General features: G+C 48.3%; 14 protein-coding genes and 1 pseudogene. 6 read left to right on the top strand and 9 right to left on the bottom strand.

What is annotated here, in order from left to right; all coding sequences use genetic code 11:
* Positions 1–204 precede the first annotated feature (204 nt).
* From prpC to recO, 7 genes are all read right to left on the bottom strand, one after another.
* Entirely contained in the window at positions 205–1,359 is a 1,155-nt protein-coding gene (prpC, locus tag HMPREF2871_RS04855; protein WP_049335196.1) for a bifunctional 2-methylcitrate synthase/citrate synthase, read from the bottom strand.
* 84 nt (positions 1,360–1,443) lie between these two features.
* Complete coding sequence (gene prpB, locus HMPREF2871_RS04850; protein WP_039862334.1) at positions 1,444–2,319, bottom strand: methylisocitrate lyase; 876 nt, start codon at positions 2,317–2,319, stop codon at positions 1,444–1,446.
* A 763-nt stretch (positions 2,320–3,082) separates the two neighbouring features.
* Entirely contained in the window at positions 3,083–3,505 is a 423-nt protein-coding gene (locus HMPREF2871_RS04845) for a hypothetical protein (RefSeq protein WP_049335200.1), read from the bottom strand.
* Between the two features lies 1 nt (position 3,506).
* The gene (locus tag HMPREF2871_RS04840; RefSeq protein WP_191620584.1) at positions 3,507–4,307 is read right to left on the bottom strand and encodes an NUDIX domain-containing protein; all 801 of its coding nucleotides are present in this window, start codon (positions 4,305–4,307) and stop codon (positions 3,507–3,509) included.
* Positions 4,308–4,461: 154 nt separating this feature from the next.
* Positions 4,462–4,839, bottom strand: a complete 378-nt coding sequence (acpS, locus tag HMPREF2871_RS04835) for a holo-ACP synthase (RefSeq protein WP_049335203.1) — start codon at positions 4,837–4,839, stop codon at positions 4,462–4,464.
* A gap of 88 nt (positions 4,840–4,927) precedes the next feature.
* A complete protein-coding gene (pdxJ, locus tag HMPREF2871_RS04830; protein ID WP_004520366.1) occupies positions 4,928–5,656 on the bottom strand; it encodes a pyridoxine 5'-phosphate synthase in 729 nt (242 codons plus the stop codon).
* Between the two features lie 69 nt (positions 5,657–5,725).
* Positions 5,726–6,469 (bottom strand): DNA repair protein RecO, encoded by a 744-nt coding sequence (recO, locus tag HMPREF2871_RS04825; RefSeq protein ID WP_049335205.1) that lies wholly within the window; start codon positions 6,467–6,469, stop codon positions 5,726–5,728.
* Positions 6,470–6,609: 140 nt separating this feature from the next.
* On the opposite strand from recO, the pseudogene HMPREF2871_RS04820 reads away from it, so the two are divergent.
* Positions 6,610–8,051 (top strand): annotated as a pseudogene (locus HMPREF2871_RS04820) (patatin-like phospholipase family protein).
* A gap of 113 nt (positions 8,052–8,164) precedes the next feature.
* A complete protein-coding gene (locus HMPREF2871_RS04815) occupies positions 8,165–8,899 on the top strand; it encodes an epoxyqueuosine reductase QueH (RefSeq protein ID WP_004520363.1) in 735 nt (244 codons plus the stop codon).
* A gap of 51 nt (positions 8,900–8,950) precedes the next feature.
* On the opposite strand, the gene HMPREF2871_RS04810 is transcribed toward HMPREF2871_RS04815, so the two are convergent.
* Positions 8,951–9,283, bottom strand: coding sequence for a hypothetical protein (locus HMPREF2871_RS04810; protein WP_039862332.1), 333 nt, complete (start codon positions 9,281–9,283; stop codon positions 8,951–8,953).
* 391 nt (positions 9,284–9,674) lie between these two features.
* On the opposite strand from HMPREF2871_RS04810, the gene nrdA reads away from it, so the two are divergent.
* The 4 genes from nrdA (at position 9,675) to yfaE (ending at position 13,805) form a co-directional block, all read left to right on the top strand.
* Positions 9,675–11,954: a class 1a ribonucleoside-diphosphate reductase subunit alpha gene (gene nrdA, locus HMPREF2871_RS04805; RefSeq protein ID WP_070629597.1), complete on the top strand. Its 2,280-nt coding sequence runs from the start codon at positions 9,675–9,677 to the stop codon at positions 11,952–11,954.
* Between the two features lie 121 nt (positions 11,955–12,075).
* Positions 12,076–12,225 carry a hypothetical protein gene (locus HMPREF2871_RS11950; RefSeq protein ID WP_004520360.1) on the top strand — a complete coding sequence of 50 codons (150 nt, stop codon included), beginning with the start codon at positions 12,076–12,078 and terminating at the stop codon, positions 12,223–12,225.
* A gap of 41 nt (positions 12,226–12,266) precedes the next feature.
* Positions 12,267–13,400, top strand: a complete 1,134-nt coding sequence (nrdB, locus tag HMPREF2871_RS04800; RefSeq protein ID WP_004520359.1) for a class Ia ribonucleoside-diphosphate reductase subunit beta — start codon at positions 12,267–12,269, stop codon at positions 13,398–13,400.
* A 105-nt stretch (positions 13,401–13,505) separates the two neighbouring features.
* The gene (gene yfaE, locus HMPREF2871_RS04795) at positions 13,506–13,805 is read left to right on the top strand and encodes a class I ribonucleotide reductase maintenance protein YfaE (RefSeq protein WP_003686421.1); all 300 of its coding nucleotides are present in this window, start codon (positions 13,506–13,508) and stop codon (positions 13,803–13,805) included.
* A gap of 77 nt (positions 13,806–13,882) precedes the next feature.
* Here yfaE and HMPREF2871_RS04790 read toward each other — a convergent pair whose 3' ends face one another.
* Entirely contained in the window at positions 13,883–14,452 is a 570-nt protein-coding gene (locus tag HMPREF2871_RS04790) for an acetate uptake transporter (RefSeq protein ID WP_004520357.1), read from the bottom strand.
* Between the last annotated feature and the right edge of the window lie 74 nt (positions 14,453–14,526).

Genomic DNA, 14,526 nt, shown 5'->3' with positions numbered 1-14,526 from the left:
TCTTTACAGCAGAACATTTCAACTTTTGAATTTCTGCCTGTATGGGAATGACGACAGCAGAGCAGCATGTTTTCCAAACGGCCGGCTCTCTCTCTCTCGCATACTGCACTAGGCCGTCGAAAAACGAAAACTTAATTTATTCATTGTTTTCAAACGGCATTTCGAGATGGGGCAGGCTGGCGGCCCACCCTGCTGTTACGCGTATTAGCGGTTTTCAATCTCCACGAATGCCAAATCTTCAGGGCCTGTGTAGTTTGCGCTCGGACGGATGATTTTGCCGTCTTTGCGTTGCTCGAGAACGTGTGCGCTCCAACCGGTTGTACGGGAAATTACGAACAGCGGTGTGAACATAGCAGTCGGTACGCCCAATTTTTGGTAGGAAACGGCGGAGAACCAGTCCAGATTCGGGAACATTTTTTTCTCTTCCCACATCACGCTCTCCAAGCGTTCGGCAATATCAAAGAGGCGCATATCGCCGGTTTCTTTGCTCAAACCGCGTGCCACTTCTTTAATGACAACATTGCGAGGGTCGGAAATGGTGTACACCGGATGACCGAAACCGATCACGATTTCTTTGCGGCCGATACGTTCGCGGATGTCGGCTTCGGCTTCGTCGGCATTGCGGTAGCGTTTTTGAATATCGTAAGCTACTTCGTTCGCGCCGCCGTGTTTCGGGCCTTTCAACGCGCCGATTGCACCGGTAATGCAGGAGTACATATCAGAGCCTGTACCGGCAATCACGCGGGCGGTGAAGGTAGAAGCGTTGAACTCGTGTTCGGCATACAGAATCAGTGAAACGTGCATGGCTTTGATGTGTGATTCGCTTGGGCGTTTGCCGTGCAACAGGTGCAGGAAATGACCGCCAATGGTCTCTTCGTCGCTTTCAACTTCAATGCGTTTGCCGTTGTGCGAATATTGATACCAGTACAAGAGGATGCTGCCGAGGCTGGCGATCAGTTTGTCGGCGATGTCGCGCGCTTCACTTTCCGGATGGCTTTCACGTTCAGGATGAACGCAACCCAGCATGGATACACCGGTACGCATCACGTCCATCGGATGGGTATGTGCAGGCAGGCTTTCCAAAACTTTGATCACACGGATAGGCAGGCCGCGCATAGATTTGAGTTTGGTTTTATAAGCAGCCAGCTCGAATTTATTGGGCAGATGGCCGTGAATCAGCAGGTGAGCGACTTCTTCAAACTCGCATTTTTGTGCCAAATCCAGAATGTCGTAACCGCGATAGCTCAAATCGTTGCCGGTACGGCCAACGGTACACAATTCGGTATTACCGGCCGCAACGCCAGAAAGCGCAACGGATTTTTTAGGTTTGAAAGTCGGGGTTTGAGTAGTTGCAGTCATGGTATTTCTCCTTTGTATTTTTATGGGTTTTATTTTTCAGACGGCCGATGCGGATTTGTTGAAAGGCCGTCTGAAAGCGGTTACTTATTTTTGAAACAATTTATCCAGTTTTTGCTCGAAGGCATGATAGTTCAGATGCTCGTACAGCTCGGCACGGGTTTGCATACTGTCAACCACCGCCGCCTGAGTGCCATCGCGCATAATCGCTTCATAAACATTCAGAGCGGCTTTGCTTGCTGCGCGGAACGATGACAGCGGATACAGTACCAGCGACACGCCGTTTTCAGCCAGTTCGCTTTGGGTATAAAGCGGAGTGGAACCAAACTCGGTAATGTTGGCCAATACAGGTACTTTTACTGCATCTGCAAATTGGCGGTACATTTTCAAATCGGTCATGGCTTCAGGGAAAATCATGTCTGCACCGGCTTCGACACAAGCCTGAGCACGTTCGATAGCGGCATCCAAACCTTCTACCGCCAGCGCATCGGTCCGCGCCATAATCACGAAGTTCTCATCAACGCGCGCATCGACGGCAGCTTTGATACGGTCGACCATTTCATCTTTAGAGACAATGGCTTTGTTCGGACGGTGGCCGCAGCGTTTTTGCGCTACCTGATCTTCGATGTGAACCGCTGCAACACCAGCGCGTTCAAAGTTGCGAATCGTACGCGCGATATTGAATGCCCCGCCCCAACCCACATCGATGTCCACCAGCAAAGGCGTATCCACATTGTCCGTAATCCGCCGCGCATCAATCAGCACATCTTCCATTGTGGTAATACCCAAATCAGGGATACCACAAGAGCAGGCTGCCACGCCGCCGCCGGACAGATAAATCGCCTTGAAACCGCTTTGGGTGGCCAATCGCGCAAAATAAGCATTGACGCAACCGACGACGGCAAGAGGATTCGATTCTTTCACGGCTTGACGGAAACGCGCTCCGGCAGAGTGTTGGCTCATCATATTTCTCCTTTATAGACTTTTATCAGTATCAATTGGCCGGTTCGGTTTTCTCTAAACCAGAAACGAACCGTTTAAAAAGAAACAATCGTTTCAAAAACTGTTTTCAGACGGCCTATAAAATTTCCATTATCAACCATCTAAAAATTTAAAATTAATAAAAACAAATAGTTATCAAAACTATTGAATACAATAAGGCTGAAGCGGAGGTATTTGTTTTTTAAATATTATTAATCAGTATATGAATGCAACAGGGGAAAGAAGTTTTAAAACCCGAAGTGCTTGTGGGAATGCGGAAACTGGATTCGGGTTGAGAGCCTTCAGACCGCCGCGACTGGCAATAAGCAGACGACGACGGGATCGGCGGAGAGGGGAGAAAATCTATAACAAGAGAGAGTGGTTTGATACAGATTCATGATGATGTTCCTTTGTAGTGCGATGTAGTTTTTATTTATGGAAACAAATTTAAAAAATAAAACAGGTCTTGTCAAACACTTTTTTCAAAAAATTTATAAAAAATTCAGTTGCTAATAAATGATTCTTTAGCAACAAACATAAAAAACGGACAGTCCCTGCCACATCAAACCCTGATGTAGCCTGGCTTCTGTCCGTTTTGTATTTTTGGTTTATAGTCAGAATGATTGTAAACAATCCATCAAAAAATAATTTATAATTGATTCATTTATAAGGAATTTTTAAATACGTTATCAAAAAAATTAGATTTTTTTAGCCTATGGCCGTTCAGACGGCCTCTATCGGATGGCTACTTCGCGCTAAATGCCGTCTGAAAAGTCTGTTTGCCGACGGTAATATCGGCAATGTAATCATGGCGGCCCTCGACACAAAACGGCAAGCGGATTTGCAAAGCCTGCCAGCTTTGCGGAGATTGTTGCACCAGATTATAGCGGTTGAAGCCCATGTCCATGTTTTTCATGCTGAAACTGATACTGACCGCGCCCGCATTTTGCGGAACATTCTCTATCACAATATCAAACGGCTCGTGCGTATTGATGGATGTCGCACGCACTTTTGAACCGTCAGGCAAGATGCAACCTTGTATTAAATTACATTCGACTACTTTCGTTTTTGATTGCTGTTGCTGCCACCAATCCAAGAGCAGCAGTTTGGCCGCCGCAAACACAATCAGTAAAACAGCGGTAATCAGTAGTTTTTGATTTTTACTCATTTCAGACGGCCTCAATGTCATTATCGGTCAAAACGGCATGCGCACCCATGCTCTGCCACTGTTCGCGATAAATGAAAACCATACTTTCCGGAGCTGCCACAATCAACGGCATCGCCACGCCTTGTGCCAAAATATCGGCAACTTGCCCGGCGGCCGCTTCGTCAGCCACTTTCCAAACAACGGCATCCGCATTTTGCACCTGCCGCCATTGTTCGGCATTCTCAATGATTGGCCACACGCTGGACGCTTCTTGCAGCTTGTCTTGCTGCCAATCGGCAAACTCCAGTAATACCGCCGATGCGGTTTGATGAGCCAATCCATATGGCGCAACATGATATTCGCCCATGTTGTTTTGACCGCTCAAGCCGCTTTTCAGACGGCCTTGAAGCTGGCGCGGAATAGATAGTGAGCGTAACAATGCGCTATTGGCAGGCAACATCGGCGCAACGGTAAAATCCCCTGCCTTTTGCCATGCCCATTTCTGCCCTTCCCTCGATTGGATTTCGCCTGTCCATTGGTCGGCTTCTACCCATAAAAAATGCAGGCGTACATGTGCGTGTTCGTAGGAATGGACTTTGGTCAGCCACGGCGTAGCGGCAAGGATATGGATGCCGAGTTCTTCTTCAAATTCGCGTTGCAAAGCTTGAAAATCGCTTTCGCCAGCTTCCACCTTGCCGCCGGCAAATTCCCAATAGCCGGCATACGGCTTGCCCTCCGGGCGGGAACTGAGCAGGTAGCGGCCGTTTTGGTCGAGCAAAATCCCGGCAACCACTTGCACCAAGGGACGTGTGTCTTCAGTCATCATGAGATTATTCTTACTATGCGGCAGGCGGCGACACCTGCCGATTTGTGCGTAAAAAAACGATGTCGGGCCCATACGCCCGACTTTTAACAAAAATCTAATCCTTCAGGCCGTCTGAAAAGGATGCTCTATTTCAGAATACTTAAATCCGGCCTTATTTTTCCGCAATGACAAAAGCCATGACAGTATCCTCTTCATCGCTCATACTGAGATGACAGCCGTGGATGCCCTGCTCTTCCAGCCATTTGCTCAAAACCGGTGCAAAAAACAATTCAGGTTTGCCCAGTGCGTCATGTCCAACACCGATATTGCGGAAAGACACCACGCCGCGTATGCCCGTACCGACGGCTTTGGCAAAAGCTTCTTTGGCGGCAAAGCGTTTGGCAAGATAGTTAACCGGCTTGCCTGCCTGTGGAAACTCCAACAGCTCTTCCGGGCTGAGAATGCGTTGCGCAAATGCCAGTCCGAATTTTTTGTTCAGGCGGATAATGCGTTTGAGGGAAACAATGTCTGTACCAATTCCGTAAATCATGGGTCTGCTCCTTGTTTAAATAGTCAGGCCGTCTGAAAGTGTGAATACAGGCCAAAGCAAACCGCTTTAGCCTGTATGGCTGATGCCGTTAAGGCAGCATTCTGGCTCTGAACATGACTTCCTTCATTTGGCGGACCGCTTCAGGCAGGCCGAGGAAGAGTGCTTGGGAAATCAGCGAATGACCGATGTTCAGCTCGCGGATGGCAAGAATTTGAGCAATTGGCGTTACGTTGTGAATGGTCAGGCCGTGTCCTGCGTTGACGATCAAGCCCAAATCGCTGGCGTAATGCGCACCGTTTTGAATGCGCTCGAATTGTTTCATCTGCTCGGCGTGGCCGTGTGCATCGGCATACGCACCGGTATGCAACTCGATAACGGGCGCGCCAACATCATAAGCGGCTTGGATTTGCGCGTTGTCGGCATCGATAAACAAGGACACGCGAATGCCTGCATCGGTCAGGATTTTGGTGAATTCGGCCACTTTATCCTGTTGCGCCAATACGTCCAAACCGCCTTCGGTGGTCACTTCTTGACGTTTTTCAGGCACAAGGCACACATCTTCCGGCATGACGTTGAGCGCGTTTTCCAGCATTTCTTCCGTCAGCGCCATTTCCAAATTCAAACGCGTGCGGATAGCGTTTTTAACGGCGAACACGTCCGCATCTTTAATATGGCGGCGGTCTTCACGCAAGTGCATGGTAATCAAATCTGCGCCGTGGGTTTCCGCAATCAGCGCCGCTTCGACAGGGCTGGGATAAATCGTACCGCGCGCATTGCGGACGGTGGCAATATGGTCGATGTTTACGCCTAACAACATAATAATGTCCTTTCATTAAAGTTTCAGACGGCCTGAGCCTGCTCATATCACAGGCCGTCTGAAAAAAATTCAACTGCCCAAGCCAAACTGCTGCAACTGCTGCAAAACCTGCCGAGACTTGATGCCCTCGGGCAGAAGGTTGTCAATCAAAAGCCGCGTCACTTTCAAAGCCTGCCCCAGACTTTCCTGATGAACGAAACTGCCTTCCCTCAAATCAATTAACGTCGCGCCCAATACGGCAACGCCCTTATTGAGCGCATGGAAACGGTCGGCCTCGGCCAGGGGAACCACAGCCTCTTCCGGTGTGAGCCAATAAGTTTCTTCACCGTTGATTTCATTTCCGTTGCCGTCATGGAACAAATCGGGGGCAAAGCCCAAGCGTGTCAGCAGCGACCATTCAAAACGGCGCAAAGTGGCAATATGGTTGGCCTCGCAACAGATGGTTTTCATGGTCTTTGCCAAAACATCATAAAGCTCGGGCAACGGGTCTTCGCGGACGGTCAATTTCAGCATCAACTCGTTCACATACAATCCACTGAACAAAGCCCTGCCCTGCGGCTGCGGCCAACCGCCTATCCATTCGGCGCGATGCAGGGTCTTCAACTCTTGCGAACCATACCAAGACGCGCTCACCGGCACAAACGGCACCAACACGCCGCGCAATTCGCTCTGCCGTTTGCGCGCACTTCTGGCCAACAAAGCCACCCGCCCATAACGGCGGCTGAAAGCTTCCACCCACAAGCTGCTCTCGCGCCACGGGGCGGAGGCAAGCAGAAAGATAGGTTCGTGGTTGATGCGGTTTGGTTGCGCCATAAGGGTTTGGAAAGATAAAGATTGTGTCGATTATAACGGAAAATCGATGCAAAAAGGCCGTCTAAAAGTCCGCCTTCTATAAAGGCCGTCTAAAAACCTTTATAATCCGTTTTGAATGAACAACCGACTTTCCTGTGTTTATGCCGAAATTCCCTTTTAAATCTGCCCTTTCCCTGCTCTCCGCAGCCCTATTATCCGCCTGTTCGCTGGTGAAATATCAGCCTGTTGCCAGTATTGATACGGTCGACCTGCAACGCGGCTACCGCTTTGAAACCAGCCGGCTTCAGCACAACGATGAAGACGATACGCTTATTGTGTTGATGTTCTCCGGCGGTGGTACGCGCGCGGCGGCCTTGGGTTATGGCGTGTTGGAGCAGCTTCATAAGCAGCAGATTACTATCGGAGGCAAAAAACAGTCTTTGATGTCGAATGTCGATGTAGTGGTCGGCGTATCCGGCGGCTCGGTTTTGGCAGCTTATTTTGCACTCAAGGGCGAAGAAACCATTCCCTTGTTTTATAAACGTTTCCTACACCAAAACTTCCAACGCCAAGTCGTCAAACAAGCGTTTTCCATGTCCAACCTGCCCCGACTGGCCTCGCCTGAATACGGACGCGGCGATCTGTTGCAGGAGCAGTTTGAAAACTACCTTTTCGGCAAAACCACTTTCCGCGATTTGGAAAAAAATGCCAAGGGCCCGTTTGCCATCATTTCCGCCACCGATATGGGCATAGGCGAGCGTTTCAATTTCACGCAGGAATATTTCGACCCGATGTGTATCGACTTGGGCGACTTGCGACTTGCCCGCGCCGTCGCCGCATCCAGTTCCGTCCCCATGGTCTTTGCACCGTCACCCTAAACAACAACGGCGGACGCTGCAACTACACGCCGCCGATCAAAATCGAAGATGCAGACGACAGCGAAACAGGCAGACAACAAAGCCGCACCATAAAAGAATTTTACGAGCGCTTCCAAAAATACGCAGACGGGAAAAACCGACCCTACATCCACCTGATAGACGGCGGCCTGACCGACAATCTGGGTATGCGTAGCCTTTTGGATATGACGGAAATGTACCCGGAAAAAATCCTGACAAACAAAATCCTGCAAAACAACATCCGCCATATCGTCGTCATCAACGTCAATGCGCAAAACCAAGTCAGCAGCAATTTGGACAAAACTGCGGCCGTTCCCGGTTTCCGCGACGTCGTCTCCTCCATCGTCAATATCCCCATTGACCAAAACTCGCAAGAATCCCTGCGCCGTTTCCGTGCCTTCGTCGATCAGTGGAATAAAGACAAACAAACCGACGGCATCAGCTTCTCCTTCGTCAGCCTCAACCTCAAAGACCTCCCTCCTTCCGAGTTGAGGGAAAAAGTATTGAACATTTCGACCAGTTTTTATCTGCCACCAGAAGATGTGGACAACCTGCGCACCGCCGCGGCCGAACTGATGAAGCAGTCGCTGGACTATCGCAACCTGCTGGCAGAATTTGCGGCACACCCCAATCCAGACACCATCTTCGCAGCCCCGCCTCTGGATGAACAAGAGTTCAAGCCATTGAACGAAAAGAAAAAGCAGTAACAAACTGTTCCATAAAGTATTGCTCTGTTAAAATAGACAAATAGATTTCAACCCCTTCAGACGGCCTCAGAGATAAAGGCCGTCTGAAAAAATATCAAAAACAGAATACAACCATGACCGAAAAAACCACGCCTATCGTTACCGATATTGACCGCCCTATTCTCGTTCCGCCCGGCGGCCATAAAAAAGTCCTGCTGCATTCCTGCTGCGCCCCATGTTCCGGCGAAGTGATGGAAGCCATGCTTGCCAGCGGCATCGAATACACCATTTATTTTTACAACCCCAATATCCATCCACACAAAGAATATATGTTGCGCAAAGAAGAAAATATGCGCTTTGCGGACAAATTTGGCATCCCTTTTGTCGATAAAGACGATGACTACGAAAACGACCGTAAAGAATGGTTCGCCAAAGCCAAAGGCATGGAATTCGAACCCGAACGCGGTATCCGCTGCACCATGTGTTTCGACATGCGTTTTGAAAAAGCGGCGCAATACGCCCATGAAAACGGCTTTCATGTCTTCACCAGCTCACTGGGCATTTCACGCTGGAAAGACATGAAACAAATTAACGGCTGCGGCCATCGCGCTGCCGAGCCGTACGATGACTTGGTTTATTGGGATTTCAACTGGCGCAAAGGCGGCGGCAGCGCACGCATGATTGAAATCAGCAAGCGCGAGCATTTCTACCAACAAGAATATTGCGGTTGCGCCTACTCCCTGCGTGACTCCAATGCCCACCGCAAATCGCAAGGCCGCATCCCCATCAAGCTGGGCGTGTTGTATTACGGTGATGAATCCACCCAATACGAGCCTCAAGCCGAAAACAAAATCATTGTTGAGAAATAAATATCAAAGGCCGTCTGAAACATTCAGACGGCCTTTGTTTAAATCAGACGATTAACGGCGGCGGAATTTGCCGTGATCAAAATCATCAAATGCCTGATAAGCAGCTTGGCATTGAATTTTTTGCTCGGCATAAGACAAACCGCGGAACGCTTTTGCCGCTTTACGGTTTTCCCTCAACTCGGCCTTATTGCCTTTGTAGCGATACCAAGCGGCACGGCGCTCAAGGTATCTCTTACAAGCAGGATGCAATTTGTTTTTCTTTGCCTGCTGGTGTTTGCTCACATGATGGCCATGCGGTTTGGCCGCAACTTCGGCAGAATAAGTACCCAAGCTCAATACGGCAACCGCCGTCAGTGCGGAACCTAAATTTTTCAACATTAACATGATTCGCCTCCTAAATAGTTTTTCCATTATATGTTTCGCCAGGGCACCGGCAAAACGCCCATTTTTTACATGACAAAAATGTGGTTAATTACTACATCATACTACTTGCTTTGCAAAATTTAACACTCCTTCCATTTAGACGAAACCTGAATATAAATTTCTTTATTTCATAAGCCTCTAGCCAATGTCTGGCAAAATGTGATGCAAACGCAAAATAATGCCAAATCGCCACAAAGCCACATAAAATCTAGTTTAAGCCTCCCATCCCCTAATCCACACCCCGAAAAAAGCGCATTGTCAAGTCTAGTTAAACAAAGAAAAATACATTATATTGTGCCGTTCAAAGCAATCACATACCGTATCTTGTGTTTTTTAATGGGAAGACTGAACAATGAATGCAGCAACGAATATTAAAGTAACCAAACGCGACGGACGCTTGGAAGATATCAATTTAGACAAAATCCACCGTGTTGTTACTTGGGCGGCGGAAGGCTTACAAAACGTCTCCGTATCGCAAGTCGAGCTCAAATCACATATTCAGTTTTACAACGGTATCCGTACCGACGACATCCATGAAACCATCATCAAGGCCGCGGCCGACCTGATCTCACAAGATACGCCTGATTATCAATATCTGGCCGCCCGCCTCGCCATTTTCCATCTGCGTAAAATCGCTTATGGCGAATTCGAACCGCCCCACCTCTACGATCACGTTAAAAAACTGACCGAAGCAGGTAAATACGACCGCCACATCATCGCAGATTACAGCCGCGAAGAATTCGACGAGCTGAATGCCTATATCGACCACAGCCGCGATATGACCTTCTCTTATGCAGCCGTAAAACAGCTGGAAGGCAAATATCTGGTTCAAAACCGCGTTACCCGCCAAATTTATGAAACGCCGCAGTTCTTATATATTTTGGTCGCCATGTGTCTCTTCAGCAAATATCCGAAAGAGACCCGTTTGGATTACGTCAAACGCTTTTACGATGCCGTTTCCACATTCAAAGTATCGCTGCCTACACCTATCATGAGCGGCGTGCGTACGCCTACCCGTCAATTCTCAAGCTGCGTGTTGATTGAATGCGACGACAGCCTTGACTCCATCAACGCCACCACCAGCGCGATTGTGAAATACGTTTCCCAACGAGCAGGCATCGGCATCAACGCCGGCCGTATCCGTGGCTTGGGTAGTGAAATCCGTGGCGGCGAAGCACAACACACCGGTTGTATCCCATTCTTCAAAATGTTCCAAGCGGCGGTTAAATCCTGCTCGCAAGGCGGCGTACGCGGTGGCGCGGCAACCTTGTTCTACCCATTGTGGCACATCGAAGCCGAAAGCCTGTTGGTATTGAAAAACAACCGCGGCGTAGAAGACAACCGTATCCGCCAACTGGACTACGGCGTGCAAATCAACCGTCTGCTGTACACCCGCTTGATCAAAGGCGGCAATATTACCCTGTTCTCGCCGAATGAAGTTCCGGGTTTGTATGATGCCTTCTTCGCCGATCAAGACGAATTCGAGCGCCTCTACACTCAATACGAGCAAGATCCAAACATCCGCAAACGTACTTTGCCGGCAACAGAATTGTTCTCTCCCCTGATGCAGGAGCGCGCCGGTACCGGTCGAATCTACATCCAAAACGTTGACCACTGCAACACGCACAGCCCGTTTGATCCACACGTTGCGCCTGTTCATCAGTCCAACTTGTGTATGGAAATCGCCCTGCCGACCAAGCCTTTGGATAACATCAACGATCCGAACGGCGAAATTGCCTTGTGTACCTTGTCTGCCTTCAACTTGGGCGCATTGAACAACTTGGACGAACTGGAAGAGCTTGCCGATTTGACCGTACGCGCACTTGATGCCCTGTTGGATTATCAAGACTATCCGGTTGCAGCAGCACGCACCGCAACCATGAACCGCCGCACGCTTGGTATCGGCGTCATCAACTACGCCTACTATCTGGCGAAAAACGGCGTACGTTACAGCGACGATTCCGCGCTCGGCCTGACCCACCGTACCTTTGAAGCCATGCAGTATTACCTGCTCAAAGCATCGGTAAACCTTGCCAAAGAATACGGCGCATGCCCGCTCTTCAACCAAACCGTTTATTCGCAAGGCAAACTGCCTATCGACACCTACAAAAAAGACTTGGACGCCGTGTGCAGCGAGCCTTTGCATTACGACTGGGAAAGCCTGCGCGCTGGCATCGTCAAATACGGCCTGCGCAACTCTACCCTGACCGCACTCATGCCGTCTGAAACCAGCTCGCAAATTGCCAACGCCACCAACGGCATCGAGCCTCCACGTGGCCTGGTCAGCGTTAAAGCATCAAAAGACGGTATTTTGAAACAAGTCGTACCGGAATTTGAAACCCTGAAAGATGCCTACGAAACCCTGTGGCAGCTTCCGGGTAACGAAGGCTACCTGAAACTCGTCGGTGTAATGCAAAAATTTGTCGATCAATCGATTTCCGCCAATACCGCCTACGACCCGAACAAATTTGAAGGCAGCAAAGTTTCCATGAAACAAATGCTCAAAGACCTGCTGACCGCCTATAAATACGGCGTCAAAACCCTGTACTACCACAACACCCGTGATGGCGCAGACGATACGCAGACCGATATTCAAGATGACGGCTGTTCGGGCGGGGCTTGTAAGATTTAAAATAGGCTGATTTTTGAAATATATCCAAGGCTTCTAGATAGTAGAAGGCTTTAAGGATTTTCTTAAATTAAAACCTACTACTATATGAAGCTAAGTTGTTATTTTCCAGAAAAGGAAAAATATGGATGCCATTTGGTCATTCTTAGCTGAATATAAATTTTATGTATTTATTAGTGTTCTTTTAGTCTTCGCTATTTTAGGATGGCACTTTATTGATAAAATTCAACATGTTTCATATGGTGAATTAACAATTAATAGAAAAGTCGACTAATTTTTAAAAAGAGAGACATTATGTCCTGCGAACACCTAACCATGTCATACAGCACCTTTTCCAAAACCAAAAACGACGCGCTGAAAGAGCCGATGTTTTTTGGTCAACCGGTAAATGTCGCCCGTTATGACCAGCAGAAATACGAAGTATTTGAAAAACTGATCGAAAAACAATTGTCTTTCTTCTGGCGTCCGGAAGAAATCGACGTGTCGCGCGACCGTATTGACTACGCCAATCTGCCCGAACATGAAAAACATATTTTCATCAGCAATCTGAAATACCAAACCCTGCTCGATTCGATCCAAGGCCGCAGCCCGAATGTCGCGTTCTTGCCTTTGGTGTCTATTCCCGAGCTGGAAACTTGGATTGAAACGTGGAGCTTCAGCGAAACCATCCACTCGCGCAGCTACACTCATATCATCCGCAATATCGTAAATGATCCGTCAGTCGTGTTCGATGATATTGTGCAAAACAAATACATCATCGCCCGTGCTGAAGACATTGCCTGCTATTACGATGATTTGATTGAATACACCCAATATTACAATCTGTTGGGCGAAGGTTCACACAATGTCGGCGGCAAGCTTGTTACCGTGTCTTTACGTGAGCTGAAGAAAAAACTCTATCTCTGCCTGATGTGCGTTAATGTATTGGAAGCCATCCGCTTCTACGTTTCATTTGCCTGCTCGTTCGCCTTTGCCGAGCGCGAATTGATGGAAGGCAACGCCAAAATCATCAAGCTGATTGCCCGCGATGAAGCACTGCATTTAACCAGCACCCAGCATATGCTGAACCTGATGCGTGCCGGTGCCGATGATCCTGAAATGGCTGAAATTGCAAATGAATTACAGGACGAGTGTTTCAATCTCTTCAAAAAAGCAGCCGAGCAGGAAAAAGAATGGGCGGCATATCTGTTTAAAGACGGTTCCATGATTGGCCTGAATAAAGAAATTTTGGCTCAATACGTTGAATATATTACCAATCTGCGCATGCAGGCGGTTGGCCTTCCTGCTGGATTTGAAGGTGCGACTCAAAATCCGATTCCTTGGATTAACGCATGGCTGTCTTCTGACAATGTACAGGTTGCGCCGCAGGAAGTAGAAATTTCCTCTTACCTGATTGGTCAGATTGATTCGGAAGTCAATGCCGACGATTTGGGCGATTTCGAGCTGTAATCGAACATTCGGTTTTATGATCAAGGCCGTCTGAACGGTGTGGCAGAAATCTTTGATTTCGTCTTTACACCGTTTCAGACGGCCTTTCCAATCCAAACAAATCATATGGCACTCATCAGCACACACGACAAAACCTTCCAACTCCAACAAGGCGAAACCTTATTGGAGGGCTTGGAGCGCACCGGTCACGAGGTTGAATACCAATGTCGCAGCGGTTATTGCGGTTCATGCCGGGTCAAAATCTTGGATGGAAAAGTCTCTTATGATAATTTTCCGCTCGCTTTTGTCGCGCCCGGAGAAATTTTGCCGTGTTGCTGTCGGGTTACTGAAGACATCAAGCTCGATTGTCGGGAGCGCATCAAAGAGCCGGACTTATTTGATGTCGATTTATTTGAAGATAAATAAAAAATGCCGTCTGAACATTGTGGCCGAAATCTTTGATTTCATTTCCACCGTTCAGACGGCATTTTGTATGGTCAAGCTTACTTACGTTCGCCAACCGGCAAAACCGTCTTGCCGAAAGATTCGTTGATGACTTCTGCCGCTGCCAAGTAGAACGCACCAAGTGCAGTTACCAAGCCTAAGCAACCGCCGATATGGACGATGCTATGATTTTCCATGCCATCGCCAATACCCAAAGCAAAGAACGTCAACGTCAAGCAAAAGAAAATACCGCTCAATACTTTAGGTTTGGTCAAGGTGGCCACAAACATCATCAGCGAAAACATACCCCATGCGCAGAGATACCAGCCGATAAATGCCGGAGCTGTTTCACCTTTAAAAAAGATGGTAAACAAAGCCCATGTCCACCAGAATGCACCATAGCTGATAAAAGCGGTAAAGCCAAACGTATTGCCTTTCTTGAACTCAAACATACCGGCAATAACTTGGGCGATACCACCAAAGGCGAGAGCCATGCCCAAAACTAAGCCGACACCCTCTTGAGCAGTAAAAAAGCCGCCGTTAATCAGACTGAGCAACCAAGTTGTCAATGCAAAGCCACACAGGCCTACTGGACCTGGGTTCGCCAGGTTTTCTTTAGTAGTAGTCATTTTATTTCTCCTCTAGTTATTAAAATAGGAAGCCTATTGTTACCTATTTTATTTAGAATTGAAAGAAAAAAATG

The organism is Neisseria sp. HMSC067G12 (assembly GCF_001812725.1).
Lineage (GTDB): Bacteria > Pseudomonadota > Gammaproteobacteria > Burkholderiales > Neisseriaceae > Neisseria > Neisseria perflava.
Note: the sequence above shows the minus strand (reverse complement) of the source record. Positions and strands in the feature narration are given on the sequence as shown.

Bases quoted from the DNA above. Each gene is read 5' to 3' on its own strand.
- yfaE (WP_003686421.1), top strand. From the start codon at position 13,506: ATGGCACTCATCAGCACACACGACAAAACCTTCCAACTCCAACAAGGC.
- HMPREF2871_RS04840 (WP_191620584.1), bottom strand. From the start codon at position 4,307: ATGACTGAAGACACACGTCCCTTGGTGCAAGTGGTTGCCGGGATTTTG.
- prpC (WP_049335196.1), bottom strand. From the start codon at position 1,359: ATGACTGCAACTACTCAAACCCCGACTTTCAAACCTAAAAAATCCGTT.
- HMPREF2871_RS04845 (WP_049335200.1), bottom strand. From the start codon at position 3,505: ATGAGTAAAAATCAAAAACTACTGATTACCGCTGTTTTACTGATTGTG.
- HMPREF2871_RS04790 (WP_004520357.1), bottom strand. From the start codon at position 14,452: ATGACTACTACTAAAGAAAACCTGGCGAACCCAGGTCCAGTAGGCCTG.
- HMPREF2871_RS04810 (WP_039862332.1), bottom strand. From the start codon at position 9,283: ATGTTAATGTTGAAAAATTTAGGTTCCGCACTGACGGCGGTTGCCGTA.
- HMPREF2871_RS04815 (WP_004520363.1), top strand. From the start codon at position 8,165: ATGACCGAAAAAACCACGCCTATCGTTACCGATATTGACCGCCCTATT.
- acpS (WP_049335203.1), bottom strand. From the start codon at position 4,839: ATGATTTACGGAATTGGTACAGACATTGTTTCCCTCAAACGCATTATC.
- recO (WP_049335205.1), bottom strand. From the start codon at position 6,469: ATGGCGCAACCAAACCGCATCAACCACGAACCTATCTTTCTGCTTGCC.
- nrdA (WP_070629597.1), top strand. From the start codon at position 9,675: ATGAATGCAGCAACGAATATTAAAGTAACCAAACGCGACGGACGCTTG.
- HMPREF2871_RS11950 (WP_004520360.1), top strand. From the start codon at position 12,076: ATGGATGCCATTTGGTCATTCTTAGCTGAATATAAATTTTATGTATTT.
- prpB (WP_039862334.1), bottom strand. From the start codon at position 2,319: ATGAGCCAACACTCTGCCGGAGCGCGTTTCCGTCAAGCCGTGAAAGAA.
- nrdB (WP_004520359.1), top strand. From the start codon at position 12,267: ATGTCATACAGCACCTTTTCCAAAACCAAAAACGACGCGCTGAAAGAG.
- pdxJ (WP_004520366.1), bottom strand. From the start codon at position 5,656: ATGTTGTTAGGCGTAAACATCGACCATATTGCCACCGTCCGCAATGCG.